The sequence below is a fragment of the uncultured Sphingomonas sp. genome, from assembly GCF_934560975.1.
GTDB lineage: Bacteria > Pseudomonadota > Alphaproteobacteria > Sphingomonadales > Sphingomonadaceae > Sphingomonas_I.
Window position 1 is genome coordinate 38,829 of sequence record NZ_CAKTFO010000007.1, and the last position, 26,384, is coordinate 65,212.

General features: G+C 67.8%; 19 protein-coding genes and 1 tRNA gene. 6 read left to right on the plus strand and 14 right to left on the minus strand.

Going from position 1 to position 26,384, the window contains the following annotated elements; translation table 11 throughout:
• Positions 1-92: 92 nt before the first annotated feature.
• On the minus strand, positions 93-3,101 hold the full coding sequence (locus Q0D93_RS07050) for a TonB-dependent receptor (RefSeq protein ID WP_294392504.1): 3,009 nt from the start codon (positions 3,099-3,101) through the stop codon (positions 93-95).
• Positions 3,102-3,202: 101 nt separating this feature from the next.
• On the minus strand, positions 3,203-6,217 hold the full coding sequence (locus Q0D93_RS07055) for a glycosyl hydrolase family 28-related protein (protein WP_294392369.1): 3,015 nt from the start codon (positions 6,215-6,217) through the stop codon (positions 3,203-3,205).
• Positions 6,218-6,450: 233 nt separating this feature from the next.
• Between Q0D93_RS07055 and Q0D93_RS07060 the strand changes: the two genes are divergently transcribed.
• Positions 6,451-6,948, plus strand: coding sequence for a gluconokinase (locus Q0D93_RS07060; RefSeq protein ID WP_294392371.1), 498 nt, complete (start codon positions 6,451-6,453; stop codon positions 6,946-6,948).
• A 117-nt stretch (positions 6,949-7,065) separates the two neighbouring features.
• Here the strand turns inward: Q0D93_RS07060 and Q0D93_RS07065 are convergent, their stop codons facing one another.
• A complete protein-coding gene (locus tag Q0D93_RS07065; protein ID WP_294392374.1) occupies positions 7,066-7,743 on the minus strand; it encodes a FadR/GntR family transcriptional regulator in 678 nt (225 codons plus the stop codon).
• A gap of 260 nt (positions 7,744-8,003) precedes the next feature.
• On the opposite strand from Q0D93_RS07065, the gene Q0D93_RS07070 reads away from it, so the two are divergent.
• Positions 8,004-8,273, plus strand: coding sequence for a response regulator transcription factor (locus tag Q0D93_RS07070; protein ID WP_294392506.1), 270 nt, complete (start codon positions 8,004-8,006; stop codon positions 8,271-8,273).
• Between the two features lie 63 nt (positions 8,274-8,336).
• Here the strand turns inward: Q0D93_RS07070 and Q0D93_RS07075 are convergent, their stop codons facing one another.
• Entirely contained in the window at positions 8,337-11,546 is a 3,210-nt protein-coding gene (locus Q0D93_RS07075; protein WP_294392376.1) for a helicase-related protein, read from the minus strand.
• A gap of 235 nt (positions 11,547-11,781) precedes the next feature.
• Here Q0D93_RS07075 and Q0D93_RS07080 point away from each other — a divergent pair, with 235 nt between their 5' ends.
• On the plus strand, positions 11,782-13,293 hold the full coding sequence (locus tag Q0D93_RS07080) for an alpha-L-arabinofuranosidase C-terminal domain-containing protein (protein WP_294392508.1): 1,512 nt from the start codon (positions 11,782-11,784) through the stop codon (positions 13,291-13,293).
• A 61-nt stretch (positions 13,294-13,354) separates the two neighbouring features.
• On the opposite strand, the gene Q0D93_RS07085 is transcribed toward Q0D93_RS07080, so the two are convergent.
• Positions 13,355-13,444 (minus strand) — tRNA-Ser (locus tag Q0D93_RS07085).
• Between the two features lie 144 nt (positions 13,445-13,588).
• Between Q0D93_RS07085 and hspQ the strand changes: the two genes are divergently transcribed.
• Together hspQ and Q0D93_RS07095 are read left to right on the plus strand one after the other, a co-directional pair.
• Entirely contained in the window at positions 13,589-13,921 is a 333-nt protein-coding gene (gene hspQ, locus Q0D93_RS07090) for a heat shock protein HspQ (RefSeq protein ID WP_294392509.1), read from the plus strand.
• 88 nt (positions 13,922-14,009) lie between these two features.
• Positions 14,010-14,672 (plus strand): hypothetical protein, encoded by a 663-nt coding sequence (locus tag Q0D93_RS07095; protein ID WP_294392378.1) that lies wholly within the window; start codon positions 14,010-14,012, stop codon positions 14,670-14,672.
• Positions 14,673-14,888: 216 nt separating this feature from the next.
• Here Q0D93_RS07095 and queE read toward each other — a convergent pair whose 3' ends face one another.
• The 8 genes from queE to Q0D93_RS07135 form a co-directional block, all read right to left on the minus strand.
• Positions 14,889-15,533: a 7-carboxy-7-deazaguanine synthase gene (gene queE, locus Q0D93_RS07100; protein WP_294392380.1), complete on the minus strand. Its 645-nt coding sequence runs from the start codon at positions 15,531-15,533 to the stop codon at positions 14,889-14,891.
• On the minus strand, positions 15,530-16,237 hold the full coding sequence (queC, locus tag Q0D93_RS07105) for a 7-cyano-7-deazaguanine synthase QueC (protein ID WP_294392382.1): 708 nt from the start codon (positions 16,235-16,237) through the stop codon (positions 15,530-15,532). The genes queE and queC overlap by 4 nt, the downstream gene beginning before the upstream one ends.
• 157 nt (positions 16,238-16,394) lie before the next feature.
• The gene (locus tag Q0D93_RS07110) at positions 16,395-17,285 is read right to left on the minus strand and encodes an Hsp33 family molecular chaperone HslO (RefSeq protein WP_294392384.1); all 891 of its coding nucleotides are present in this window, start codon (positions 17,283-17,285) and stop codon (positions 16,395-16,397) included.
• A 665-nt stretch (positions 17,286-17,950) separates the two neighbouring features.
• Complete coding sequence (locus tag Q0D93_RS07115) at positions 17,951-18,145, minus strand: hypothetical protein (protein ID WP_294392386.1); 195 nt, start codon at positions 18,143-18,145, stop codon at positions 17,951-17,953.
• A gap of 145 nt (positions 18,146-18,290) precedes the next feature.
• A complete protein-coding gene (locus Q0D93_RS07120; RefSeq protein ID WP_294392388.1) occupies positions 18,291-19,064 on the minus strand; it encodes a ThuA domain-containing protein in 774 nt (257 codons plus the stop codon).
• Between the two features lie 97 nt (positions 19,065-19,161).
• On the minus strand, positions 19,162-20,097 hold the full coding sequence (argF, locus tag Q0D93_RS07125; protein WP_294392390.1) for an ornithine carbamoyltransferase: 936 nt from the start codon (positions 20,095-20,097) through the stop codon (positions 19,162-19,164).
• Between the two features lie 56 nt (positions 20,098-20,153).
• Complete coding sequence (locus Q0D93_RS07130; protein ID WP_294392391.1) at positions 20,154-21,341, minus strand: aspartate aminotransferase family protein; 1,188 nt, start codon at positions 21,339-21,341, stop codon at positions 20,154-20,156.
• A gap of 125 nt (positions 21,342-21,466) precedes the next feature.
• Positions 21,467-21,931 carry a hypothetical protein gene (locus tag Q0D93_RS07135; RefSeq protein WP_294392394.1) on the minus strand — a complete coding sequence of 155 codons (465 nt, stop codon included), beginning with the start codon at positions 21,929-21,931 and terminating at the stop codon, positions 21,467-21,469.
• A 107-nt stretch (positions 21,932-22,038) separates the two neighbouring features.
• On the opposite strand from Q0D93_RS07135, the gene Q0D93_RS07140 reads away from it, so the two are divergent.
• Complete coding sequence (locus Q0D93_RS07140) at positions 22,039-24,282, plus strand: penicillin acylase family protein (protein WP_294392396.1); 2,244 nt, start codon at positions 22,039-22,041, stop codon at positions 24,280-24,282.
• A 119-nt stretch (positions 24,283-24,401) separates the two neighbouring features.
• Here Q0D93_RS07140 and Q0D93_RS07145 read toward each other — a convergent pair whose 3' ends face one another.
• Positions 24,402-26,384 (minus strand): hybrid sensor histidine kinase/response regulator, encoded by a 1,983-nt coding sequence (locus Q0D93_RS07145; protein ID WP_294392397.1) that lies wholly within the window; start codon positions 26,382-26,384, stop codon positions 24,402-24,404.

Here is a 26,384-nt window from a genome sequence, read left to right on the forward strand (position 1 = left end):
CCGAAACAAAGAAAAAGGCGTCCCGGCTTTTCACGGCCGGGACGAGTCGGTGGGGAAGGGATTCTGTCCGGCGCCCGGCCGGACAGGTGGAGTTAGAAGTTGAAGCGGACGCCGGCGCGATAGATACGGCCCAACGTATCGTAGAGCGCCGGGTTGATATCGATGCCGGTATTGGTCTGCGGCGATGGCGTGGGATCGCGATCGAACACATTGTCGACCTTGAAATAGGCCTGGATCGCCTTGTTGACGTTGAACGTACCGCCCACGTCGAAGTAGAAGGCGCCCTTCATCCGGTTATAGTCGATCGTCGGATTGTTGCCGGTCGAGGCCGGGCAGCTGGTGGTGCAGACCACATACTGGTTGCCGAACACGCCGTCGGAGAACCAGCGTTCCTGCAGCGTCAGGCTGAACCTGTCATTGGCATAGGTCTGAACCGCCAGCCACTTCCAGTCGGGCGTGTTGCCGGTGTTGGCGCCCGCCTGATCGATCGGGTTCACGCCCGGCACGCCGGCGCTGACCACGAACTCGCGAACGTGGGTGCCGAGCGCGCGGATGGTGAAGCTGCCATCCAGGCCAAGTGGTTTCTGCCACTGATAGCTCGCCTCGATATCGAAGCCGTTGGTCTTCCACGACGCCAGGTTGAACGGCTGCACGTTGACGAAATTGCTGCCCTGCGGACCGTTGAGCGTGAAGCCGCCGCAGAAGGCATTGTTGCCTTCAAAGCAGAAGCGCACGATCTGGTCAGCCGTCAGGGTGGAGATCACGCCCTTCAGCTTGATGTTGTAATAATCGAACGACAGGCTGAGGCCGGGCAGCCAGGAGGGACGCGCCAGCACCACGCCTGCTTCCGTGTTGCGCGCGATTTCCGGCTTCAGGGCGGGGTTGCCGACCGTGTTCTGGAAGATCTGCACCGCCTGGTTGTTGAACGGATCGTTGAAGTTCGGCACCGTCGTGACGGTCGGCGCGGCGAACAGCTCCGACAGGTTCGGCGCGCGCACGTCGCGCGACGTCACCGCACGGACGCGGAAGCCGTCGAACGGCGTGTCCCAGGTGCCGCCGACCTTCCACGCCCACACCGTACCCGACGTGCTGTAATGGGTGCCGCGCCCGGCACCGTTCAGGTTCGCGCGACCCAAGGTCTCGCTGTCGAACAGCGGCAGATCGAGTTCGAGGAACCCTTCATACACGTCATACTTGCCGCGGCCGTTCTTGTAATTGCCCGCTGCCCAGTTGCTGCCGAGCGCCGAGTTGAGCAGCGGATCGGCAGGATAGGCATCGCTGTTGGGGCTACGATCGGTGACGCCGGCGCCATAGGGATCGCCGTTCACGCGGTAATATTCACGCCGATATTCGCCGCCGAACGCGACGGACAGAGGCCCCGCCCACAACTCCACCGGCGTGCCGGAGAAGTTCACGCTGACCACGTCCTGGGTCAGCTTGGTATGCTGGAACGGCCCGTTTTCCGGGGTGACATACGCCAGCGCCGACGACGAGGGCGTGGCTCCGCCGAAGATGTTGATCGGCTGGCAGCCCGCCGCGCGCGCCGCCGGATCGGCGCAGACGATCGCGCCGTTCAGCGTGATCGCGTTGGTCGCGGCGACGTAGCGGTTCTGCAGCACGATATCGCGGACGTTGATGTCCGAGATGGTGATGCCATGTTCATAATAGGCATCGTAGCTCCAATCCGTTCCGCCCACGTCGAACTTGCCCTTCAGCCCGCCGACGAAGCGATATTGGCGACGATCGGTATAGACGTGCGGATCGGGGAAGTTGGCGTTGCTGGTGCCGAAGCCGAACTGGGTGATGCCGGCGGTGGCGCAGCGATCGCGCACCAGCTGCGGCAGGAACGGATTGGCGCACTGCACCGTCAGGCTGGGGCGGTTATAACCGGGATTCGGCTGGTTGTTGGTCTTGACCTGCGCCACGTTGACGGTGGCATAGATCTCGTTGTTCGGCGCGAAGTCGAACCCCACCCGGCCGAAGCCGTTGAGGCGTTCCAGCTCCGACTTCAGCGACGCGCCCGAACCCGGCGCGCCCGTCAGGTCGCCGCCGACGCAGAAGCTGTTGCCGGTGTAGCAGCCGGTGACGGTGCCGGTGCCGGTCGGCCGCCCGCCGGAACCGTAGTTGAAATTGTAGGGCGTTCCGTTCTGGTCGAAGGCAATGCCCTGCAACGGGCCGTTGTTGATCAGGCCGTAGCGCGAATATTGGTAGGGCTGCGCATAGTCGCGATAGTTGAACTGCGGCAGGCCATTGTTGAGCTGGCCGGTGTTGAGCAAGGTCGACGCGCGATACCAGTTGCGGCTGCCGGCCAGGTCGGTGCCGAAGTCGCCCGCGCCAACGCCGCCTTCATGGTCATATTCGCCGCTGAGGATGACGTGCAGGCGATTGTCGAGGAATGCCTTGCCGACCGCCAGCTGGACCAGGCCCTGTTCGTCATCGCCATATCTGGTGATGCCACCCTGAATGTTGCCCTTGATTCCTTCGAAGCGCGTGTCGGTCACGAAGTTGACCACGCCGCCGACCGCGTCCGACCCGTAGGAAGCGGACGCACCGCCGGTCACCACGTCGACGCGCTTGACCAGCAATTGCGGGAACATGCTGATGTCCGGCACGCCGGTCACGTTCGCGCCGACCACGCGCTGGCCGTCGAGCAGGGTCAGGGTGCGGATCGCGCCGAGCCCGCGCAGCGAGAAGGAGCTGAGGCCCTGCGTGCCGCTGGACGTGCTGAACGTGCCGGTGGTGGCGCCGGTCGAACCCTGCAGCGACGGCAGCTGCGCGATCGTGTTGAAGATGTTCGGCTGCGCGTTCTGGGCGATCTGCGCCTCGCCGATCACGGTGGTGGGCGTCGGCGCGTTGAAGCCGCTGGAGGTGATGCGCGATCCCGTGACGACGATATCCGCCTCACCGGGGGCGGTGGGCGTGGTGGCGGGCGACGCCGGATTGGCCGGCCCGACCAGTTGCGCGGGCGCGGCCGGATCGGCCGACTGGGTGGAGGCGGGCAGGTCCGGCACGGGTGCCGCCGGCGCAGGCGCCGTCTGGCCATAAGCCGGCCCGGTCAGCGCGGCCATGGCGAGCGCGGCCAGACTGGTGGTGACCAGCATGGCGCGGCTGCGCTGTCGCGACGGGGCTTCGGGCGTGTCAGCTACGATGTGGCGCATTGGGTAATCCTCACCTGTCGATATTCTTGTGCGATGAATTGCGGTTACGGCTTGGCCGCGTAGAGCGAGTGGTGCGTCAGGATGAACAGGGTGCGCTTGTCCGGCCCGCCGAACACCAGCTGAAGGGGGCGTTCCGGCACGTCGATCCGGCCCAGTTCGCGGCCGTCCGGCGCGTAGACGAACACCTGTCCGTTCGCGACATAGACCCGGCCGCGCGCATCCGTGGTCACGCTTTCCCCGCCGCGATTGGCGAACGGCTGGATCTGGGTCAGCGCGCCGCCCGCGCCGACGATGGCGCTGTAGGTCTTGTTCTCCGATGCGTTGGCGACATAGACGCGCTTGCCCGGCTTGCCCCCGATCAGGCCGAAGCTGTCGAGCGTGTCGGACCAGCGCCAGCCGACATGGTCGGGCGTGCCCTGCTGCCACACGCGGAAGGCCGGCAGCACCAGGCTTCCGTCCGGCGAGACATATTCGCGCGCTTTGGGCGTGCCGGCGTCGCGGGCGAACATTTCCGCCAGGGTGGTGAACTGATAGGTGGTGGGGTTCAGCTGGTCGCGGAACTCGCCATTGTTCCACCAATTCACCGGCAGCAGGGTGGTGGCGTCGGCGCGCGGCCGGGCCGGCGTCGGCTGGATGACGGTCAGCTGGTCCTTGGGACCGTTGGGATCGATCGAATAGACGCCGCCCTTGGCGCCCAGCGACGACAGGACCAGCAGCTTGCCGGACCGGTCCATGCCGAGATTGACGGGGTCGAGCGCATTGTCGCGCACCACCTCAAGCCCGCGCGCCTCGGTCCAGCGGTAGATGCGCTGGAAGCGATGCTCCACGAAGTAGAGCGCGCCGTCCGCGCCCACCGTCGCGCCGGAGATCGACCAGAAGCCGCTTTCCAGCTTCTTGACGTCGGCGCCCATGCGCGGCGGCTTGGCGGTGTCGGATTTGGCCGGCAGGTCGAGCTTGGCGAACTCACGCTCGCGCAGTTCAAGCCCGTTGGTGCGATCCTGGATGCTGTTGTCGAACGGGAACTTGCTGGCGCGCAGGAACGTGCCGCAACCTTCCTCCTCGCACCCGGCATAGCCGCTTTCGGCATTGATATGGACGTTGCGGAAGCGGATGTCCGACGAATTGAACAGCTTCACCGCCGCCTCGTTCGGGTGGAACGTCCGCGTCACGCGATAGGCGTGGTAATTGGCGAAGCTGAGATTGCTGGAGTTGCGGATTTCGAGCGAGATGGCGTCCATCCCCTCGCCCACTTCCTGCTCGGTCTGCGGCGCCAGGAACTCCCAGTTCTGGACATTGTCGAGCACGATCTCGTTGCGGACATGGTGCTCGACCGACATTTCGTAGACGTGACCGGGCGTGCTGGTATCGGACACGTAGAAGCCGGCCTGGGCGAAGGTGTTGGGGCTCCACACGTCGGTGAAGGTGCCGCCGCCGCCGTCCGTCACCCAAATGCTGGGATATTGCGCGTCCCAGCGATTGTCGGCCACGGGATCGCCGCTGTGGGCGTTGGCCGCGCCCAGCGGCTTGGTGTCGACGGTGGGCGTGCCGCCGCCGCCCATGATCTTCACATCCTCCATCAGGCTGTTCGCCCCCGAGCGCCACAGGAGCGCGGAGGCACGCGGATTGATGCGCCCGGTGAAGATGCCGATGCCGGAGACGATGTTGTCGCCGCCGCGCGGTGTCTCCACCACCGGCACCACCGTGCCGAGCCCGGCATGGCGGGCATTGTTGTCGGGAATGACGAACTGGGTGATCGCGGGATGCAGGCCGATCAGCACGGTGTCGGGACGCAGCCGCAGCGTGTCGGTAACGATGTAGAAGCCGATCGGCAGATACAGCACGCGGTGGCTGTCGATCGCCCGCTGGAGCGCGGCGGTATCGTCGGTGCGGCCGTCGCCCTTGACGCCCAGATCCTTGACGTTGGTCCATTCGGACAAAGGCGGCGTGGCGCGTACCGCCTGCACCGGCGCAGCCGGCAGCGCGGACAGAGCGGTCACGTCCGCCTCGGTCTTGTATTCGCCCATCTTGCCGAGGCCAGGCACCGCCAGCCCGTAGCTGAACGATCCGACCTTGTAGGCGCGGCCCTTGCCGGCGACGGTGCGCCCACTTTCGCGGAAGCGGGCGAAGACCGGCGTGTTGGACGCCACCGCATTGTCGAAGCCGATTTGCGTATAGACGTTGTTCTCGTTCGAGATGACCACGCCGGCGCGCGATACATTCTCGAACCGGACGTCCTTGCCCCACAGCGAGTCGCTGTAGCCGCGATCGATCTCGATCCCGACCGGCGTGTCGCGGATGGCGACGTTGACCAGGGTCAGGTCGACCTCATGTTCGCGGATGGCGGCGTCGCGCTGCCCGTCGAAGGTGGAATCGATCAGCGTGAACTGCCAGGCGGGCGAGGTCTTTTCGGTGACGATGCCGTAGCGGCCGCCATGAAAATGCACGTCCTTCATGACGTTGCCGGCCTGGTAGACACCCGCGAAACCGGAGCCCAGGCGGAAGTCCATGTGGGTCAGGAAGGCATGCTGCGCCATGCGGAAGCGCACCGCCGCCGCCGCCGGATTGCCGTTGCCGATCTCCACGTCGACATTGCTCATCGACGAATAGAAGGTGCCGCTATTGGCGTCGCGCACCTGCAGGCTGGGCGGCACGACGGTCGGCACCGGGACCGGGACCTGGCCGACATTATATTGGTCGCCGCCGGTGAACACGACCATGGTCGCGACGCCCTTCTGGAATCCGGGCGTGTTGGCGCCCAGCACCAGGACCGGGCGGGTCGGGCCGACGCCGAGGATGCGGACGCCGGGCGGGATCAGGATGCTGCGGGTCAGGCGGTAGCGCCCCGACGGCAGGAAGACGAGGCCGTGCCCGGTCTTGTCGCGCGCCGCGTCGATCGCGCGCTGAAGTGCCGCGCTATCGTCCGTGCGCCCGTCGCCCTTGCCGCGCACGGTAACGGCGCGCGGATCATTGGGCGCGGTCGGCAGCACCGATCCGGTCGCGGCCCAACCGCTCACAGGAACCATCACGATTGCGGCAGCCGCCAGCAAACCAGCCTTCATGCCCACTCCCACCACTCTGTCGTTGATGACCGGCAATGCCGCCATTGATGCAGGCCTAGGCCGATCGGCTGGACCCGGCATCCGCGACCATGGTCGTAATTCCGGATGACGTTGGCTTGTCGTTAGATGCGGACCATGATGCCGGCCGGTATGTCGCCCCGACAATCGGCCATGCACCGCTTTTGCCGGGGGAATGCTTGCAACCACCACCCACTCGCGCAGCCCGGTCGCCCATGGCCATCATCGTGATGGGCGTGAGCGGCAGCGGCAAATCCACGCTGGGCACGCTGATCGCCGAGGCGCTGCACTGCCCGTTCCTGGAGGGCGACGCGTTTCACGACGACAGCGCCGTGGCCAGGATGCGGAGCGGCATCCCGCTGACGGACGAGGACCGCTGGCCGTGGCTGGACCGGCTGGGCGCGGCGATCGGCGCCAGCGTCGCGGCGGAGGGGATTGCGGTCGCCGCCTGCTCGGCCCTGCGGCGCAGCTATCGGGCGCGGCTGGTCGAGGCGATCGGCGCGCCGACCCGCTTCCTGCTGCCGGACAATGACCGCCAGGAACTGGCACGGCGGCTGACCAGCCGGCAAGGCCATTACATGCCGCCGACCTTGCTGGAGAGCCAGTTGGCCACGCTGGAGCGGCCGGAGCCGCAGGAGGCGGCGTTGATCCTGGACGCCAGCGCCCCACCCGAACGCCTGCGCGACGACGCGCTCGCCTGGCTGCGGGCGTAGCACCCTCAAACGAGGCCGCTGATCGATCAGCCTCTGTCCTGCCCGGGCTGGCAAGCGTGCTCCTGTGATGCGCAGGAGCACGAGAGGAGATCGGTGTAGGTCGAACAGGAGTCCGGTTCAGGGCATCAGGCGCTTGCGGCCTTCCGACAGGTGCCAGCGCATCGCCAGCGCGGCCCCGTCCGCATCCTGGGCATGGATCGCGTCCACGATCATCTCATGCTCCCGCATCATCACCCGGATCACCTCCGGCGGGCGCGAGCGGGAGATGTCCACGCCGGCGCGCATGATCCGGTCGGTTTCCGAACGGAGCGAATCGAACGCCACCAGAAAGGCGGGGTTGGCGGTCGCCTGGGCGATGCGGCGGTGCAGCTCCATGTCCTCGGCATGGGCCGGCGCGCTGGACAGCAAGGCGGCGCGCAACTGCTCCAGCCCGTCCTCGATCACGTCCATATCCTCCGCCGACCGGCGCATCGCGGCGAGCCGGGCCGACTCCGCCTCCAGCACGAAGCGCACTTCGTAGCTGCCGAGCGTCGCGGGCAATTCCGAAAGTGGCATATAGGCGCCGAGCCGGTCGGACGGCCGGCTCTTCACGAACGATCCCGACCCACGCCGCGCCTCCGTGATGCCGTCGGAGGCGAGACGCACCAGTGCCTCTCGCACGATGGTGCGCGACATGCCGAACATTTCGGCCAGACGGGATTCGGACGGCAGCCGATCGCCGGCGGCAAGCCGGTCGACGTTGATCATCTCGACAATGCCTGAATAGGCCCGGTCGGCCAGCCGTGCTTGGCTCATCGTCACCCCCAATATGCTGCCAGCATCGCGCGGTTTCGTTCGCGTCACAAGCAGCGGCCGCGTCGGCTCCGCCTGTCCGACAGCTTCGCATCGGACCATCGTGCCGCTGTTCATTTCGGGCCCATGATGGGCGGAAATCGCTTGAAGTTGTCCAACAGATACCGTTAATCCTGCCTTTGCAAGGCGAGTCCAGCCAAGCCCGGCAATGATCGGGCACCGGACACCAAGACGCCGCGCGCAGGAGAGTGACGATGGCGACCATGCTTCAACAGAACGAATCCGCTTTGCCAGGACGGGCCGATCCGGCGCAGGCGCCCTCCATCCAGCTGACGCCGACCCAGATGAAGGTGCTGCGCGGCGTGCATTCCGGCCTGCTCAACAAGCAGATCGCATTCGACCTGGGCATCGCCGAGGCGACGGTGAAGGCGCACATGACCGCATTGATGCGCAAGCTGAACGTCCGCAACCGCACCCAGGTGGCAATCGCGGCGCAGTCGTTCGGCTGGATGCAGGCCGGCCGCGCGCAGTGAGGACCGGCCGAACCGGCTGACGATCGCCAGCCGCCCGGTCGGTCGCGGCGCGCCGCCGCCGCGTCAGTCGGCCGGGATCAGCGCGCGCACGATCTCGCCCACGCGCTCCATCCGCTGCCGGGGATCCTCGATCCGCTCCTGCAACAGATAGCGTCCCGATTTCTCCTCCAGACCATGCGCCCTGGCGTCGATCTTAACGCGGGGACGCGGCTCGATCGCGATGGCGCCGGGGCCCGCGACGATGCGGGCGATGTCGGCGGCGCGTGCCTCGGCCCGCAGCCCGGCAATGGCGAGCAGCCGCCGCACCTCCTCCGGCATCGCGCCGAAGCGGTCCTCCAGCTCCTCCTCCAGCGCGGCCAGCGCATCGGCGTCGGCCAGGCGGGCGATGCGGGCATAGGTGGTGACGCGCAGTTCCTCGTCCGGGATCCACGATTCGGGCAGGCGACCGTCGAGGCCGAGTTGCAGTTCGGGCGTCCAGCGGTCCACCGTTTCGCCCCGCGCCTGGCGCAGCGCGCTTTCCAGCAGTTGCTGGTACAGGTCGATCCCGATCAGCTTCATGTGGCCCGCCTGCGTTTCGCCCAGCAGGTCGCCGGCGCCGCGCATGTCCAGGTCGCGCGCGCTGATCGCGAAGCCCGCGCCGAGGCGATCGAACGCCTCCAGCGTGCGCAGCCGCTTGAGCGTGCGCGGCGCTATCTCATGCTCGGGATCGGTGAACAGCAGCACCTGCCCCCGCCGGCTGCCGCGCCCGACCCGGCCGCGCAACTGGTGCAGCTGCGACAGGCCGAAGCGGTCGGCGCGCCAGATCACCATCGTGTTGGCGCGCGGCACGTCCAGCCCCGCCTCGATGATGTTGGTGGCGAGCAGCACGTCGCCTTCGCCCCGGCCGAAGCGGACCATCGCCTCGTCGATCTCGGCCGCCGGCATCTTGCCGTGCGCCTGCAGCACTTCCAGCTCCGGCACCAGCTTGCCCAAAGTTTCCGCAAGCGGGGCCATGTCCTCGATCCGGGGCACGACGACGAAGCTCTGCCCACCCCGGCTCCGTTCGCGCAGCAGGGCCGCCCGCAGCGTTTCCGGCACGAACGTGCCGACGGCGGTGCGGATCGGCTGGCGGCGCGCCGGCGGGGTGGCGATCACCGACAATTGCTGAAGCCCGACCAGCGCCATCTGAAGCGTGCGCGGGATCGGCGTGGCGGACAGGGTCAGGACGTGGCCGGCGGACTGGCTGCGCAGCCGGTCCTTGTCGGCCGCGCCGAACCTTTGCTCCTCATCGATGATGACCAGCGCCAGATCCTTGTAGGCAACGCCCTTGCCGGCGACGGCGCCGGTGCCGACGACCACATGGATCGATCCGTCCGCCAGCCCGGCCTTGACCTTCTTCTTCTCGGCGGCGGAGGACAGGCGCGACAGGCCGGCGACGACGATGCCGGTGCCCTCGAACCGTTCGGTGAAGCTTTCGATATGCTGGCGGGCGAGCACGGTGGTGGGCGCGGCGATCGCGACCTGCCTGCCGGCCAAAGCGGCGATGGCGGCGGCGCGCAACGCGACCTCCGTCTTGCCATAGCCGACGTCGCCGATGACCAGCCGGTCCATCGGCCTGCCCGAGGCGAGATCGGTGCGCACCGCCGCGATCGCCTTGGCCTGGTCGGGCGTTTCGGTGAAGGCGAAGCCGGCGGCGAACCGTTCATAGGCGGCGGGATCGGGGTCGAGCACGGGGGCGGTCTGCTCCGCGCGCTCGGCCGCCAATCGGGTCAGGGTGCGGGCGCTCTCCGCGATGGCGGCATCGATCTCGCCGCGTCGTTTCTCCCAGCTCGATCCGTCGAGCCGGTCGAGCGCAACCGCGTCCGCCTCCGCGCCGTAGCGCCAGATGCGGTCCGCCTCCGCCACCGGCACCAGCCGCACGCCGTCATTGGCGTAGGTGAGCTTGATCGCGTCGCCGGCATCGTCGCCGCCTTCGGAGCCCGCAAGCCGGTCGAGGCCCGCGACGATGCCGATGCCATGATCCTCATGCACCACCACGTCGCCGGCGCGGATCTCGCCAAAGTCGAACAAGGCGGTGTCGGCGACGTTGGTCGCGGCGGTGTCGCGTTCGGCGCGGCTGCCGAGCAGGTCGGCCGCCGCCACGGCCAGGATGCCGTTTCGCCGGAAGCCGCGATCCACCGCCATCGGCAGCGACAGGAGGCCGTCCGCCTTGCTGCCGCGTATCTCTGCCCAGCCGCCGAGCGGGACCACATCGGTGTTCAGCGCCTTGGTCGCGCGCCGGCCGAGGAAGCGCAGGTCGCGTTCGCCGCCGAGCAGCACGACGCATTCGCCCGCCTTCCACGCGGCGCGGACGGCGGCGGCAAAGGCACGCAGCGGCGCCTTGCCCTCCACGAAACGGGCGGGCGGTTCGCCCTCGCGGGCAAGGTCCAGCCGTTGGTGGCCGGATACAGCCTTGTTCCAGGCCTTCTGGTCGATCACGTCGCGCATCGCACGCTGCGGCCGGCGCTTGGCCGCATCGGCGGACAAAGCCAGGAAGCGGCGGCGGCGTTCGTCCGCGCCGCCGCCGATCACCACCTGCGCGCCGGGCAGGTGATCGAGCAGGCTGGTGCGGTCGTCGCCCAGAGCCGGCTCCGCCACGCGGCCGAGTTCGTGGGCGTCCACCTCCTCCACCGTGCGCTGGTCGGCGGGGTCGTAGATGCGGATCGAAACGATGCGCCCGTCCGCGACCTCGATCCGCAAGGGACGGTCGACGTCGGCGGGGAATACGTCCAGCACCTGGCCGCGCAAGGCGACTTCGCCGGGTTCGTCCACCCGTTCGTCCACCACATAGCCGATCGCCACCAATTGCTCGCACAAGGCGGCGAGGTCGGCCTCCGCCCCGACCTTGACGGCGGGCGGCTCCGCCTCGAACGCGGGCGGCGGCGGGTAGGCGCGGGCCAGCGCCTCGCCGGTGGTGATGCAGGCGATGGGCGCGCGGTCACCGTCCGCGTCGCCCCGAAGCAGCCGCAATTGCCGCAGGGCCGCGACCCGCTGCCCGACATTGGCCGGGGATGCCGGGGCATCGTCGCCCGGCAATGCGTCGCTGCCCGGACAGAACAGGACGACGGCGTGGGGGGCGGCCGCCCGCAGCGCCTGGGCGATCGCGATGCCGGTGGGTTCGTCGACGGCGGCGGCGATCAGGTCGCCCTGCTCCAGCTGTTCGGCAAGTGCCGCGGCGGTTTCGCCAGTACCCAGCGCGGGAACGGGAACGGGTTCGGCAAGCGCGGCGAGAGCGCCCGTGTCAGGATCGGTCATAAATGCGTGTGAAGTCCAGCTAGGTTGCCCGATCGAACGGCCGATCCGCATCCGCGTTCCCGCGCCGCGCCACGCCCCCCACCCCCGCTGCCGGCTTGATCTTGATCGAGGCGCATGATCTGGTCCGACAAAACAACCGCCCGCCCCGGAAGCGGACCAACCAAGTGGAGAGAGCGTGATGCGCCAAACCCGTTGGAGGCTGCTTGCGGCAAGCCTGGCCATGATCCTGGCGGCGATGCCGGCCATCGCACAGGCACCCGAGCTTGCGGCGGTTTCCGCCACCATGACGGTGCGGGCCGACCAGCCCGGCCCCAAGGTCGACCGCCAGGTCTTCGGCCAGTTCGCGGAGCATCTCGGCCACGGCATCTATGAAGGCGTGTGGGTCGGCCGCAATTCCAAGATCCCCAACGTCAACGGCTATCGCCGCGACGTGCTGGAGGCGCTGAAGGCGATCAACGTGCCGGTGATCCGCTGGCCCGGCGGCTGCTTCGCCGACGAATATCACTGGCGCGAGGGCGTCGGCCCGGCGGCCAAGCGGCCGGTCAAGATCAACACCCATTGGGGCGGCGTGACCGAGCCGAACAGCTTCGGCACCCACGAGTTCATGAACTATAGCGAGCTGGTCGGGGCGGAGGCCTATGTCTCCGGCAATGTCGGCAATGCGCCACCGCGCGAGCTGGCCGAGTGGGTGGAATATATCACCTCCCCCGCCGGCAGCCTGGCCGACGAGCGCGCGAAGAACGGGCGCAAGCAGCCATGGGCGCTGCCTTATGTCGGGATCGGCAACGAGCTGTGGGGTTGTGGCGGCAACATGCGCGCGGACTATGCCGCCGACGTGACCAAGCGTTATGCCACCTTCGTCAAGGTTCCGGCGGGCACGCACACGCTGAAGTTCGCGAGCGGCGCCAATTCCGACGATTATCAGTGGACCGAGACGCTGGTGCGCGAGGCGTCACGCCAGATCGACGGCCTGACCCTGCACTACTACACCTTCCCCGGCAGTTGGGAGCATAAGGGACCGGCGACGGGGTTCGACGAGGCGGCGTGGGCCGGCACGCTCGCCAACACGCTGCGGATGGAGGAGCTGATTTCCAAACATGCCGCGATCATGGACAAATATGATCCGGGCAAGCGGCTGTGGCTGGTGGTGGACGAATGGGGCACCTGGTACGACCCCGATCCCGGCACCAATCCCGGCTTCCTGCGGCAACAGAATTCGCTGCGGGATGCGCTGGTCGCGGCGATCAACTTCAACATCTTCGTCAAACATGCCGACCGGGTGAAGATGACCGCCATCGCGCAGATGGTGAACGTGCTGCAGGCGATGATCCTGACCGACGGCGCGAAGATGGTGCGCACGCCCACTTATTGGGTGTTCGACCTCTACAAGCCGTATCAGGACGCGACCAGCCTGCCGATCACGCTGACGTCCCCATGGTACAACAAGGACCAGTATGTGATGCCGGCGGTGAGCGCATCGGCGGTGCGCGACACGGGCGGCAAGGTGCATGTCAGCCTGGCCAACCTTGACCCCGGCAAGCCCGCGACCGTGACGGCGGCCCTGTCCGGCGTGACCGCAAGCGCCGTGACCGGCCGCATCATCACCGCCCCGGCGATCGATTCGATCAACAGTTTCGAGCGGCCGGACACGGTGGTCCCACGGGCCTTTTCCGCGGCACAGCTGAACGGCGGCACGCTGACGGTGACGCTGCCGCCAAGGTCGGTGGTGATGCTGGACCTGAACTGACCAGGGAAAGCAGGCTGCCGGCCTTACCCCGGGGGGGCAGCCGATCCTGGCACGGACCGGCTGGCGGAGAGGGTGGGATTCGAACCCACGGTACCCGTAAAGGCACAACGGTTTTCGAGACCGTCCCAATCGACCACTCTGGCACCTCTCCGCAGCGGGGTGGGTCGAAGGAGGAGGCCGTTAGCCGACAAATCGGCGCTTGCCAAGCGGTGCTTGCTTGCGGACGGCGCGACACTAGATTGTAGGCATGATTCCGCATCGTGCCCTGCCGTCCAATCCTTCCGATCTTCCGATCATGCCGCCGGTGGTCCATGCCCGCTTCGCGCTGGGCGACGTGGTGCGCCACCGCCTGTTCGGCTTTCGCGGCGTGATCTTCGACATCGACCCGGTCTTCGCCAACAGCGAGGAATGGTATGCCGCCATTCCCGAGGATGTGCGCCCGGAACGCGACCAGCCTTTCTACCACCTGCTGGCCGAACATGCGGACGGCAGCCATGTCGCTTATTGCAGCCAGGGCAATCTGGAACGCGATTCCAGTGACGAGCCGGTCGATCACCCCGCCATCCCCGGCCTGTTCGAGCCGTTCAGCGAAGGTCGTTACGCGCTCAAGCACCTCCATCGCCATTAAGCTGCGACCAGCCGAACGGCTATCACGCGTTCACCCTCTTTTCCTTGCCCCCAAAGCCCCTTAGGCAGGAGGGGTGAGGGAGATTGCGATGCGTATGGGGTGGCGTGACGGGGTAGCGGCGATCGTGGCGGTGGCGGTCACGGCGGTTGCGGCGACTCCGGGCCAGGCGTTCCTGTTCTGGAACAAGCAGACGGTGGAGAATGGCGGCCCGGTGGCGGGCGGCGAGCCGGGCATCACCCTGCCGCTGGCCGGCGCCACGGCCAAGGAACAGCTGGCCAACCTGGTGTGGACGATGCGCGCCGGCCTGAACGTCGCGGCTTTGCAGTGCCAGTTCGCGCCCTCGCTCCGCACGGTCGTCAACTACAACAACATGCTGCGCCAGCATTCGGGGGAGTTGCAGCGCAGCTACACGACGCTGCAAGGTTACTTCAAGCGCACGACCGGCAAGACATGGGCCACCGCGCTGGATCAGTATACGACCCGCACGTATAACAGCTTCTCGACGCTCAACGCGCAGCTGAATTTCTGCGAGGCGGCATCTTCGATCGGTCGCGAGACGCTGGACCGCCCGGCTGGCGAACTGACCCAGATCGCCACCACCCGGATGCGCGAGTTTCGCGGCAGCCTGATCCCGCGCGGGGAGCAATATTACTCGCTCGACAGCAACGGCATCCCGGTCCAGGTCGCCGGTGCGTCGGAATTTGCGGGCTGCTTCGACAAGAAGGGCCGCATGAAGAAGGTCTGTTCGTAACGGCGGGGTGCGCCGGGTCGCGGGACGGCGATGCCGGTGCGTGGTCGCTCCCACGAATGACGCTTTGGTAACGCAACACCGTGCTCCCGCGAAGGCGGGAGCCCAGGAGATGGAACCGCGCCGGGGCCCGGACTCCCGCTTTCGCGGGAGCACGAGGGTAGTGCGGGAGCGCAGGTCAGGTGTGGAAGCGCGGGATCAGGTGCGGGCCGCGGGCGGTCAGCGCAGGCCGATCATCTTGTGGTTCTGGAGCGACAGGCGCCAGCGGGGGTGCCCCACCACGAACTTGATGCATGCCTCGCGCGCGTCGCGCATGCTGGGGCCGTCCAGCGGCTGGACCAGAAGGTGGTCGAAGCCCCAGCCCTCCATCGCCTCCAGGTCGAGCCCGTTCTGCGGCCACACGACCTTGAGTTCGTTGCCGGTACGCTGGCGGATCTCCGTCCCGGCCTTGGGGCTGACGCAGATCCAGTCGACCCCCTCCACCACCGGCAAGGTGCCATTGGTTTCGATCGAGACGCGGAAGCCGCGGGCCTTGAGCGCGGCGACCAAAGCGGCGTCCAGCTGCAACATCGGTTCGCCGCCGGTGATGACCACCATCGGAAAGCCGCCCGCCCGCTCGATCCAGAGCGACCACATTTCCCACGCTTTGTCGGCGAGCGAATCGGCATCGGGGTAGCGCCCGCCGCCATCGCCGTTGGTGCCGACGAAATCCGTGTCGCAGAAGGTGCAGTCGGCCTTGTGGCGATCCTCCTCCCGCCCCGACCAGAGATTGCAGCCGGCGAAGCGGAGGAACACCGCGCGCATGCCCGCCTGCAATCCTTCGCCCTGCAGGGTCAGGAACATCTCCTTGACGGCGTAGCTCATGCCGGCTCGACCGCATAGCGGGTGGGATCGGGCAGGCCCGCCTCCTGGAAACCCTTGGCGCGCAGGCGGCAGCTGTCGCAGCGCCCGCAATGCAGGTCGTCCGGCTGCGGATCATAGCAGGACCAGCTGAGCCCCGCATCGATGCCGAGCCGTGCCGCCTCCGCCGCGATATCGGCCTTGGTCATGTGGAGCAGGGGCGTGCGCACCTGAAAGGCGTCGCCCTCCACGCCTGCCTTGGTGGCGAGGTTGGCGAGGTTCTGGAACGCGGCGACGAATTCCGGCCGGCAATCGGGATAGCCGGAATAATCCAGCGCGTTGACGCCGATGTGGATTTCGCGCGCGCCGCTCGCCTCCGCCATGCCGAGGGCTAGGCTGAGGAAGATGGTGTTCCGCGCGGGCACGTAGGTGGACGGGATGCCGGGGCCGACCCCGTCCTTGGGCACGGCCATGGCGCTGTCGGTGAGCGAGGAGCCGCCGAAGCGCGACAGGTCGAGCGGCAGCACCACATGGCGTTCCGCGCCCAGCCGGGCGGCGATGCGCGCGGCGGCGTCCAGCTCCACCCGATGGCGCTGGTTATAGTCGATGGTCAGCGCGACCAGCCGCTTGCCCGCTTCCACCGCGAGCGCGGCCACCACCATCGAATCGAGTCCGCCCGACACCAGCACCACGGCCGCGCCGGCGGGATTGTCCGCATTGTCCGTCATGTTCGACCCGATACCGGATGCGTGCGTCACGCGCAAAAGAAAGGGCCGCCTTGGGAGGCGGCCCGAGTGTCGGCCGCAATGGCCGCTAGGGAGGACAGTGCCGATCCGGCACGACTTCTCCCTACCCCCATCGGGCTAAACGTCGGGTTAACGGAATTCACGCCGACAGCGGCTCGATGGTGAAGCGACGGGCGCAGAACTCGCAATTCACCTCGATCAGGCCGTCGTCATTGGCCATGGCGCGCTGCTCCTCCTCCGGGAAGCGGGCGATGACCCTGGCGACGTGGCCGGGATCGCAACGGCAGCCGCGTACCGGCGGGAAGGTTTCAAACACGCGCACTTCGTCTTCGTTGAACAGCCGCCACAACAGGGTCTGGAGCGGAAGCGCCGGATCGGCCAGCTCCTCCCCCCGCACGCTGCCGCCGAGTGCCGCGACATGGCCCCATTCGGGATGGTCGAGGCGGGTGTGCAACCGCTCGCGCCCCTCCTCGCCCTCCGGCAGATGTTGCAGCATCAGGCCACCGGCGATGCAGCCGGCACCCGTGCGCTCGACGGCGATGCGGACCAGGCTGGGTATCTGCTCCGACTGGGCGAGATAGGATTGCGCCGCCTCGCCGAGGCTGTCGCCTTCCAGCGGCACGATGCCCTGATAGCGTTCGCCGGTGACCGCCTGGTCGAAGGTGATCGCCAGATAACCCTTGCCGAACAGATCGGGCAGCGTCGCATCCTCCGGCAGATCGGCCACGCGATCGGGATCGTGGCGGACATAGCCGCGCAGCTGACCGCCGCGATAATCGGCCACCAGCAGCTCGATCACGCCGTTTTCGGTCTGCGCCTGGAGCGTCAGCTGCCCGGCGGCATCCTTCAGCGTCGCGCCGAGCAAGGCGGCGAGCACCAGCGCCTCCGCCAGCACCTTTTCGATGGCGGGCGGATATTTGTGCGCGGAGAGGATGGAATCGAGCGTCTCGCCCAGCCGCACGAGGCGACCGCGGGCATGGCGGTCCGGAATGGTGAAAGCGAGGGCGTGATCGATCGGAGGAAAGGTCATGCGCTTTATGTAGGGCGCGATCGCGGCGTTTCCATGCAGGCCCGGGATCGGGGGTGCGGGACCGGACGTGTGGCATCGGACGTGGGATCGGCGCGACGTACGCGGAGATGTAGGATTTGCGGGCATGACGCCGCGCAGGCGTGAACATGGCCCGCGGCGAGCTTTGCGACCGGTGCGTTCCGTCGTCCTGCCCGGCGACGGTGGGGGCTTGCGGAATTGCTGTCTCGATCCGCCCGAAGGAGGATCATGACGCCGCCCGCTCACCCCGGCACGCGACGTCGACAGTCCATGAACCGCAGCGCGAAGCATGCGGACGAGACGGACTCATTTTGGCGAAGCGCTTCCTGCTGGACGCATGAGGCAGGCCCCGCACCGGTCGTCCTTCCCCCACCCTTCCAGGCAGGCGAAGCAAGCTTGTCCCCCACCCCGGCCGGACGTGTGGAACGGAAAGGCTTGTACACGGTTTGTTCTGGTTTGTCAAGCCGTCGGCTGAGGTCGGGACTAGAGTGGTTCGCGATCGGGATGCATCACACCGTCCTCCTGCGAAGGCAGGAGCCAGACCTTGCGGTAATTCCCGCGCCGACCGGGCTCCTGCCTTCGCAGGAGCGCGGGTCGGGTGGATCGGAAGCGGTTGCTGACATACCCCTCGCGTACGAGGTCTGCGGTTAGCCTCGACCGGTCGTGCGGAGCGACGTGACCGCCCCTGCCGCGACCTTTCCGCCGATGAAGACGGACAGCACAGCCCACCACAGGAGCATGAGCGGCAGCATCGCGACAAGGACCGGAACGCTGAGGTGCGGCATTACAGGCGCGTGGTGAAGCGGCTTGGCCGTGGTCAGGACGAATTCATTGGGCAACATCCGCATCACTGTCTCCTTATAGAGAAAGCGTAGGACATATGCGTTAATGTCGTCTTACACAGATGACGAGTTGTGTTACACGGGGGTTGCAATACAGGCCATTACAGTGGCACGATGTGCGTTACGCATATCTGGACCGGCCCGATCAGTGCTGTTGACCCAATCCGGTCGCGGTCCAGTAGATGCCGCCCAGCAGGTGGGCGAGGTACTTGGAATCGCGGTACATTTCTACATTGTGACCCAATGTCGTGACGAACACGCGGCCGCCGTCGTAGCGGTGGTACCAGGCGACGGGATGGTCGCGGCCCATGCGGATGCCGACCTGGCCCGGCCAGATGCGGGTGGGGTCGTAGCTGGCTTCGTCGACGTTCAGGACCGGGTTGATGGCAACCTTGTAGGGGTTGGCCGTGACGTAGAACTCGTCGCTCCAGATCCAGCGGGCGGGGATGCCGAAGGTGGCAGGGAAGTCGCGGTCCGTCGTGTTGACCACTGCCGTCTGCACCATCGGGTGGTTGACGAAGGAGCGGCCGACCAGCTTTTCATACCAGACCCAGTTGTTGGGCGGGGTGATGGCGGCGCGGTGGACGACGATCGCATTGCCGCCGGCGTGGATATAATCCTCGAACCTCTTGCGCTGCGCAGGTGTCAGTTCTTCGCCCGGTGTGTTCAGGAACATCACGGCGGCATATTGGCGAAGGTCGCCGTCGAACGCGCTGGTATTGTTGGTCCAGGTGAAGTCGAAGCCGTGCAGCTTGGCAAGCTTTTCCAGGCTGTCGCGTGCGACCGGTATATATTCGTAATGATATTTGTTGGGGATGGCGAGGACCAGCAGCTTGAACTGGCTGTCGGCCCACGCGCTGGACGGGACCATCACGGCAAGCGTGGCGGCAAGTGCGCGGGCGGTGCGGGCGATGGTCATGCCCCATCTGCACCGCACCGCCCGCGCGATGCAACCGGATCGATCGCGGCACGGCCGGCGGCATGCCCGAAGCGTGACGCGATCGACAGCGCCGCCGTTACAGCTTGCCCAAGGCCCAGAGCAGCACGCTTTTCTGCGCGTGGAGGCGGTTTTCGGCTTCGTCCCAGATGGCGGATTGCGGCCCGTCGATCACGGCGTCCACCACCTCTTCCCCGCGATGGGCGGGCAGGCAGTGGAGGAACAGGCCCTGGCCGTGCGCCTCGCCCATCAACGCCTCGGTCACCTGATAGGGGGTGAGCGCCGCCAGCTTTTCGTCGACATGGTCCTGACCCATCGAGATCCAGGTGTCGGTGACGACCACGTCCGCGCCCGCCACCGCTTCGTGGGGATTGCGGGTGACGACCGGGGGGCGGTTGCCGGCGCGGGCGCGGGCGGCCTCCAGCACCTGCGCGTCGGGATCGTAGCCTTCGGGACAGGCGGCGACCACGTCGAAGCCAAGCAGGCTGCCCGCTTCGATGATGGAATGCAGCACATTGTTGCCGTCGCCCAGCCACGCCCACTTGCCGCCCGCGACCGCGCCCTTGCGCTCGGTCACGGTGAGCAGGTCGGCCATGATCTGGCAGGGATGGCTGTGGTCGGTCAGGCCGTTGATGACCGGCACGGTGGCATGTTCGGCCAGCTCGACCACTTTCCGGTGATCGTCGGTGCGGATCATGATCGCGTCGACATAGCGCGACAGGACGCGCGCCGTGTCGGCCACGCTCTCGCCCCGGCCGAGCTGCATCGAGCCCGCGTCCATCACGATGGTGGTGCCGCCCAATTGACGCATCGCCATGTCGAACGAAACGCGGGTGCGGGTGGAATTCTTTTCAAAGATCATGGCGAGCACATGGCCGTCGAGCGGACGGTCGGCGTCGGCCTTACCCCGGGGCCAGCCGGCGCGGGCCGCCTTGCGGGCACGGGCATCGTCCAGCATCGCGCGGACCGCGTCGGGGCCGGCATCGGCCAGGTCGATGAAGTGGCGGGTCGTCATTGCGTCAGGGCTCCGTTCGTCCCCGCCCGAAGACGGGGACCGGTCGGGTGTCGGTGCTATGTGGCGGGCGCGGTGTAGCTGCGCGCGCCGGCGCTCAACCGCTCGACACATTCGGCCACATGGCTTTCGTCGATGGTGAGCGGCGGCAGGATGCGGACGACATTGTCGCCGCCCGCCACCGTCAGCAGGCCGTGATTGTCGCGCAGATGCGCCACGAACGCCCGGCTGTCGCCCTTCAGCTTGATGCCGAGCATCAGGCCGAGTCCGCGCACCTCCTGGAACAGGTGATCGTGGTTGGGGATCATCTGTTCCAGCGCCTGGCGCATCCGTTCGCCGATCCGCTTCACCTGATCGAGGAAGGCGGGTTCGCCGACGATGTCCAGCACCGCCTCGCCCGCCGCCATCGCCAGCGGATTGCCGCCATAGGTGGAGCCGTGGGTGCCGATCACCATGCCGCTTGCCGCATCTTCGGTCGCGAGGCAGGCGCCGAGCGGGAAGCCGCCGCCGATGCCCTTGGCCACCGCCATGATATCAGGCGTGATGCCATATTGCTCGTGCGCGAAGAAGGTGCCGGTGCGAGAATAACCGCACTGCACCTCGTCCAGGATCAGCAGCATCCCGTGCTGGTCGGCCAGACGGCGCAGGCCGGTGAGGAAGTCATGGCTGGCGGGCAGGATGCCGCCCTCCCCCTGCACCGGTTCGACCAGGAAGCCGGCCGCGTCCGGGCCGATCGCCGCCTCCGCCGCCTGAAGGTCGTTGAACGGCACGACGGTGAAGCCGGGCAGCAGCGGCTCGAACCCTTCCCGCATCTTGGGCTGGTTGGTGGCGGAGATCGCACCCATCGTCCGCCCGTGAAAGGCGTTGGAGAAGGCGATGATGCGGTTCTTTTCCGGCTGCCCCTTGGCGAAGTGATAGCGGCGCGCGGTCTTGATCGCGCACTCCACCGCCTCCGCGCCCGAATTGGTGAAGAACACCGTGTCGGCGAAGGTCTTGTCCACCAGCCGCTGCGCGAAATGCTCCCCCTGCGGCGAACCGTAGAGGTTGGAGACGTGCATCAGGGTCGCGGCCTGATCCGCGATCGCCTTCACCAGAGCGGGATGGCCGTGGCCGAGGATGTTGACCGCGATGCCGGCCGCCATGTCGAGATAGCGTTCGCCTCGCTCGCCGATCAGCCAGGCGCCTTCGCCGCGCACCGGACGCACGCCGCACCGGGGGTAGACGGGCATCAAAGGCGTGATCGACATGGAAACGAACTCCTTCAAGAAAATCGGTCGGAAAAAGCTCCGGAAAATAGAAAAAGGCGGCCCGGATGGAGCCGCCCGCCTTGTCCTATACTGCCGCCGCCAGCGGAGCGTCAATCGTTACGCCGTCACACCTTGGCGAGTCTGCGCAGCCCGTAGAAGGCGGTCGCCGCGCTGGCGGCATAGACCGCATGGTGGCCGAGATCGGTCGCCAATTGCGTGCGGTCCCACTTCGTCGGCGGATCGGACAGGCCGAGCCCGGTGATGAGCGAGGTGCCCGCGCCCCACGCCGCCGCGAAGAAGGCGATGGTGCGCGCGGGTTCCGGCACCTTCTCCATCGCGGCGAGGCCGAGACCGAGGGCGGTTCCGAAGGCGAGGTGACCGGCGGTGGACAGACTTTGTTCGGCGGTGGGATCCTGCACGTCGGTGCCGGTGACCTCCTCCACGGCCTTGGCGGGCGTGTCGGACGGCTTGCGCCCGGTGATCGCCATTTCGGCCTTCTGGCTGCCCGACATGGCGAGCGCGCCGACCAGTCCGGCGGCGAGGCCGAGGCCGGACAAAGCGGCGGCGTGGGTGAGCGTGTCGCGGGTCATGCGCGGTCAACCCGCCCGGCGGGGGCCTTGTTCCTGTCGTTCCGCCCCCGTCCAAACACAGGTTGCGCAGCCTTGATCGCAGGCTCCGCGGGTGGGAGGAAGGCGTCATGCGCTTCCTTCAACTGCCGCTGCTTGCCGGTGCCGCCTGTCTCCTGCCCCTCACACCCGCCGCCGCCGAGCGCGACGATGCCCGCGCCGCGCGGGTCACGATCGTGCGCGACGATGTCGGCATCGCACACATCAAGGGGCAGAGCGACGCCGATGCGGTGTTCGGGATGATCTATGCGCAGGCGGAGGACGATTTTCCCCGGATCGAACGCAATTACCTGGTGGCGCTGGGCCGGCTGGCGGAGGCGGAGGGCGAGGCCGCGTTGTGGCAGGACCTGCGCCAGCGCCTGTTCCTCGATCCCGAGGCGCTGAAGGCGGACTATGCCGCCTCGCCCGATTGGCTGAAGGCGCTGACGGACGCGTGGGCTGCGGGGCTGAACCATTATCTGGCGACCCATGCCGATGCGCGCCCGCTGGTGATCACCCGGTTCGAGCCGTGGATGGCGCTGGCCTTTTCGGAAGGCAGCATCGGTGGCGATATCGAGCGTGGCGTGGACCTCGATCGGTTGCAGACGTTTTACGGCGGCGGGCAGGCTCGACCTGTGCGGGCGATGCTGGCCGAGGCGGGACGGATGGTCGAGCCGCAGGGGTCGAACGGCATCGCCATCGGCCCGACGCGCAGCGCCAACGGCCATCCCCTGCTGTGGATCAACCCGCACACCTCCTTCTTCTTTCGCGCCGAGCAGCAGGTGACCAGCGACGAAGGGCTGGACGCTTATGGCGCGGCGACCTGGGGGCAGTTCTTCATCTATCAGGGGTTCAACCGCCACGCGGGGTGGATGCACACGTCGAGCGGGGTCGACACGATCGACGAATTCGCGGTGGAGGTGGCGCGCAGGGACGGGCGGCTGGCCTATCGCCATGGCAGCGCATGGCGGCCGCTGCGGCAGCGGGTGGTGACGCTGTCGGTCCGGCAGGTCGATGGGGCGCTGGCGCAGCGGCGCTTCACTGTCTTCGCGACCCATCACGGGCCGATCATCCGGGGCGAGAACGGACGCTGGGTGGCGGTGGCGATGCTGAACAACCCGCGCGCGGCGCTGGAACAGAGCTTCCTGCGGACCAAGGCCAATACGCTGCGCGACTATCTGGCGGTGGCGGAGCGCAAGGCCAACAGCTCCAACAACACCCTGTTCGCGGCCGATGACGGCACCATCGCCTATCTCCACCCGCAATTCGTGCCGGTGCGCGACGACCGGTTCGACTATACGCGCCCCGTGGACGGCAGCGATCCGGCGACCGACTGGAAGGGGCTGCACGCGCTGGACCAATTGCCCCAGGCGGTGAACCCGGCGACCGGATGGGCGATGAACACCAACAACTGGCCGTGGACGGCGGCGGGCAGCGCCAGCCCGCGCGCCGCCGATTTCCCGCGCTACATGGACCAGTTCGGCGAAAATCCGCGCGGGGTGCATGCCGCCATGCTGCTGTCGGGCGACCGGCGGTTCAGCGCGCGATCGTTGACCGCGGCGGCGTTCGACAGTTTCCTGCCCTTCTTCGACCAGCAGATGCCGGGGTTGCGGCGCGGGCATGACGCCTTGGCCGCAGATGATACGCTGCGGGCACGGCTGGCGGGGCCGCTCGCGTTGCTGACCGGATGGGACCGGCGATGGGGCCTGACGTCGGAGGCGACGTCGCTTGCGGTCTATTGGGGCGAGGCCCTGTGGGCGCAGGAAGGGCCCAAAGCCAAGGCGGCCACGGTGCCGCTGTTCACCTATCTGGCCGAGCGGACCACCGACGCGGACCGGCTGCGCGCCTTTGCAAGCGGGGTCGCGCGGCTGCAGCGCGAGTGGGGCGGCTGGCGGGTCGCATGGGAGCGGATCAACCGGTTCCAGCGGCAGAATGGCGCGGTGCATGGGACGTTCGACGACAGCCGGCCGAGCCTGCCGATCGCCTTCACCTCCGGCAATTTCGGGTCGCTGGCGTCGTTCAGCGTCACCCGGCAACCGGGGCAGCGATGCTTCTACGGCACCAGCGGCAACAGCTTCGTCGCGGCGGTGGAGTTCGCACCCGGCGGAGCGAAGGCGTGGGCGGTGTCGGCGGGTGGGGAGAGCGGCCATCCCGCCTCCCCCCATTTCGACGATCAGGTGCGGCGCTACGCCACCGGCGCGTTGCGCCCGGTGCCGCTGACGGAGGCGGCACTGCGGCCGTTCCAGCGCGGCCTCTACCATCCCGGCGATGCGCGAGGTGAACCGCCGCACCGCGCGGGGGCGCCGCAGGGGGCGGGGCGTTGCGGCGAGCCTTGAAGGTCGGAGCACCCGCGTGGGCTCGGTCGGAGCACCCGCGTGGGCTCCCGCCTTCGCGGGAACACGAGATTGACGCGGGAGATAGAGGAGGCCGGATGGGGTTTCACGCCCCCAGCCGGTCAGCGGCGATCCTCGATCAGGGTGCGGATGCGTTGGGCCAGGGCGTCCATGGAGAAGGGCTTGGTCAGCACCTCCATCCCATGGTCGAGATGGCCGTGGTTGAGGACGGCGTTTTCGGCATAGCCGGTGATGAACAGCACCTTGAGGTCGTCGCGCACGGCACGGGCGGCTTCGGCCAGCTGACGACCGTTCATGCCACCCGGCAGGCCCACGTCCGTCACGAGGAGGTCGATGCGCGCGCCCGACTGCAGGATGCGCAGGCCTTCCGGGCCGTCCGCCGCCTCGATCGCGGCATAGCCCAGATCCTCCAGCGCATCGACCACCAGCATCCGCACGGTGGGCTCGTCATCCACCACCAGCACCGTCTCGCCGGCGAGCGCACGGGCGAGGTCGACGGGTCGGTCCTGGTCGGCGGCGGGTTCGTCGTCGCCCAGGTGACGCGGCAGGTAGATGCACACCATCGTGCCCTCCCCCACCTCCGAATAGATGCGGACCTGCCCGCCGGACTGGCGCGCGAAACCGTAGATCATGGACAGGCCGAGGCCCGTGCCCTGGCCGATCGGCTTGGTGGTGAAAAAGGGATCGAAGGCGCGCTCGATCACCTCCTTGGCCATGCCGGTGCCGGTGTCGCTGACGCACAGTTTGACATACTGGCCGGGGTCGAGATCGCGCGCGGCGGCGGCGCGCCGGTCCATCCAGCCATTAGAGGTCTCGATCGTCAGCCTGCCGCCATCGGGCATGGCGTCGCGCGCGTTGATGCACAGGTTGAGCAGGGCATTTTCGAGCTGGTTGCCGTCCACCAACGTCCGCCACAGCCCGGCCGCGCCGATCGTCTCCAGCGCCACCTCCGGGCCGACCGTGCGGCGGATCAGATCCTCCATGCCGTGGACCAGCTTGTTGACATCGGTGGAGGACGGGGTGAGCGTCTGCCGACGGGAAAAGGCCAGCAGGCGATGGGTCAGGGCCGCCGCGCGCCGCGTGGCCCCCTGCGCCGCCGTCATGTAGCGTTCCAGATCGGGCAGCCGGCCCTGCGCCAGCCGGATCTGCATCATCTCCAGCGAACCGGAAATGCCGGCGAGGAGGTTGTTGAAATCGTGGGCGATGCCGCCCGTCAGGTGGCCGACCGCCTCCATCTTCTGCGCCTGGCGGAGCGCATCCTCCACCTGGCGGCGTTCGGCGACGGCCTGCTCGACGCGTGCCTCCAGCGTTTCGGCCCACGCGCGCAGTTCGTCCTGCTGCCGCTTGCCGGCGGTGATGTCGTAGATGACGCCGATCAGCCGGTAGCCCGATCCCGCCCGATCGCGCACCACCTCGCCCCGGCGCGCGATCCAGCGTTCCTCGTCCGTGTCCGGGCGGCGGATGCGGAAGTCGCCTTCCAGCGCGGCGGGCTCGACGTCGGGGATCAGCGGGTCGCCATCGGGCGCGACGACCGCGTTGATCGTGCGCACCGGCAGGACGCTGGCGGGATGGAGGCCGAGCAGGCGGCAGAATGCGTCGGACACGGACACGGTCGCGAAGCCGTCCACATATTCAAACGTGCCGACCCCGCCGGCCGACTGCGCGATGCGCAGCCGCTCCTCGGTCCGCTTGCGATCGGTGACGTCGACCAGGAAGCCGGTGAAGCGCACCGGAGCATCCTGCGCGTCGAACTCGGTCCGGCCGCGGCCGTGCATCCACCGCACCGACCCGTTGGCGGCGACGATGCGGAACTCCTTGGAAAAGGTTTCGCTGCCCGCGACCATGCCGGCGACGGCAATGCGCATCCGGGCGCGATCATCGGCATGGATGGCGGTGAAGAAAGCGGCGGTGGGCAGGCCACGCGCGGCCTCCTCCGCGTCCAGGCCGTGGAGATCCGCGAAGGCCGCGTCCGTATACAGGCGCTCGCCCGCAATGTCCCAGTTCCAGCCGCAGCCGGCGCCGGTTTCCGGCGGCCGCCGATCCTGCGCCGCTGATCCGCCGCCGCCTGTCTCCACCGCCATCAT

Bases quoted from the DNA above. Each gene is read 5' to 3' on its own strand.
- Q0D93_RS07050 (WP_294392504.1), bottom strand. From the start codon at position 3,101: ATGCTGGTCACCACCAGTCTGGCCGCGCTCGCCATGGCCGCGCTGACC.
- Q0D93_RS07055 (WP_294392369.1), bottom strand. From the start codon at position 6,217: ATGAAGGCTGGTTTGCTGGCGGCTGCCGCAATCGTGATGGTTCCTGTG.
- Q0D93_RS07060 (WP_294392371.1), top strand. From the start codon at position 6,451: ATGGCCATCATCGTGATGGGCGTGAGCGGCAGCGGCAAATCCACGCTG.
- Q0D93_RS07065 (WP_294392374.1), bottom strand. From the start codon at position 7,743: ATGAGCCAAGCACGGCTGGCCGACCGGGCCTATTCAGGCATTGTCGAG.
- Q0D93_RS07070 (WP_294392506.1), top strand. From the start codon at position 8,004: ATGCTTCAACAGAACGAATCCGCTTTGCCAGGACGGGCCGATCCGGCG.
- Q0D93_RS07075 (WP_294392376.1), bottom strand. From the start codon at position 11,546: ATGACCGATCCTGACACGGGCGCTCTCGCCGCGCTTGCCGAACCCGTT.
- Q0D93_RS07080 (WP_294392508.1), top strand. From the start codon at position 11,782: ATGCCGGCCATCGCACAGGCACCCGAGCTTGCGGCGGTTTCCGCCACC.
- hspQ (WP_294392509.1), top strand. From the start codon at position 13,589: ATGCCGCCGGTGGTCCATGCCCGCTTCGCGCTGGGCGACGTGGTGCGC.
- Q0D93_RS07095 (WP_294392378.1), top strand. From the start codon at position 14,010: ATGCGTATGGGGTGGCGTGACGGGGTAGCGGCGATCGTGGCGGTGGCG.
- queE (WP_294392380.1), bottom strand. From the start codon at position 15,533: ATGAGCTACGCCGTCAAGGAGATGTTCCTGACCCTGCAGGGCGAAGGA.
- queC (WP_294392382.1), bottom strand. From the start codon at position 16,237: ATGACGGACAATGCGGACAATCCCGCCGGCGCGGCCGTGGTGCTGGTG.
- Q0D93_RS07110 (WP_294392384.1), bottom strand. From the start codon at position 17,285: ATGACCTTTCCTCCGATCGATCACGCCCTCGCTTTCACCATTCCGGAC.
- Q0D93_RS07115 (WP_294392386.1), bottom strand. From the start codon at position 18,145: ATGTTGCCCAATGAATTCGTCCTGACCACGGCCAAGCCGCTTCACCAC.
- Q0D93_RS07120 (WP_294392388.1), bottom strand. From the start codon at position 19,064: ATGACCATCGCCCGCACCGCCCGCGCACTTGCCGCCACGCTTGCCGTG.
- argF (WP_294392390.1), bottom strand. From the start codon at position 20,097: ATGACGACCCGCCACTTCATCGACCTGGCCGATGCCGGCCCCGACGCG.
- Q0D93_RS07130 (WP_294392391.1), bottom strand. From the start codon at position 21,341: ATGTCGATCACGCCTTTGATGCCCGTCTACCCCCGGTGCGGCGTGCGT.
- Q0D93_RS07135 (WP_294392394.1), bottom strand. From the start codon at position 21,931: ATGACCCGCGACACGCTCACCCACGCCGCCGCTTTGTCCGGCCTCGGC.
- Q0D93_RS07140 (WP_294392396.1), top strand. From the start codon at position 22,039: ATGCGCTTCCTTCAACTGCCGCTGCTTGCCGGTGCCGCCTGTCTCCTG.
- Q0D93_RS07145 (WP_294392397.1), bottom strand. From the start codon at position 26,384: ATGATGGCGGTGGAGACAGGCGGCGGCGGATCAGCGGCGCAGGATCGG.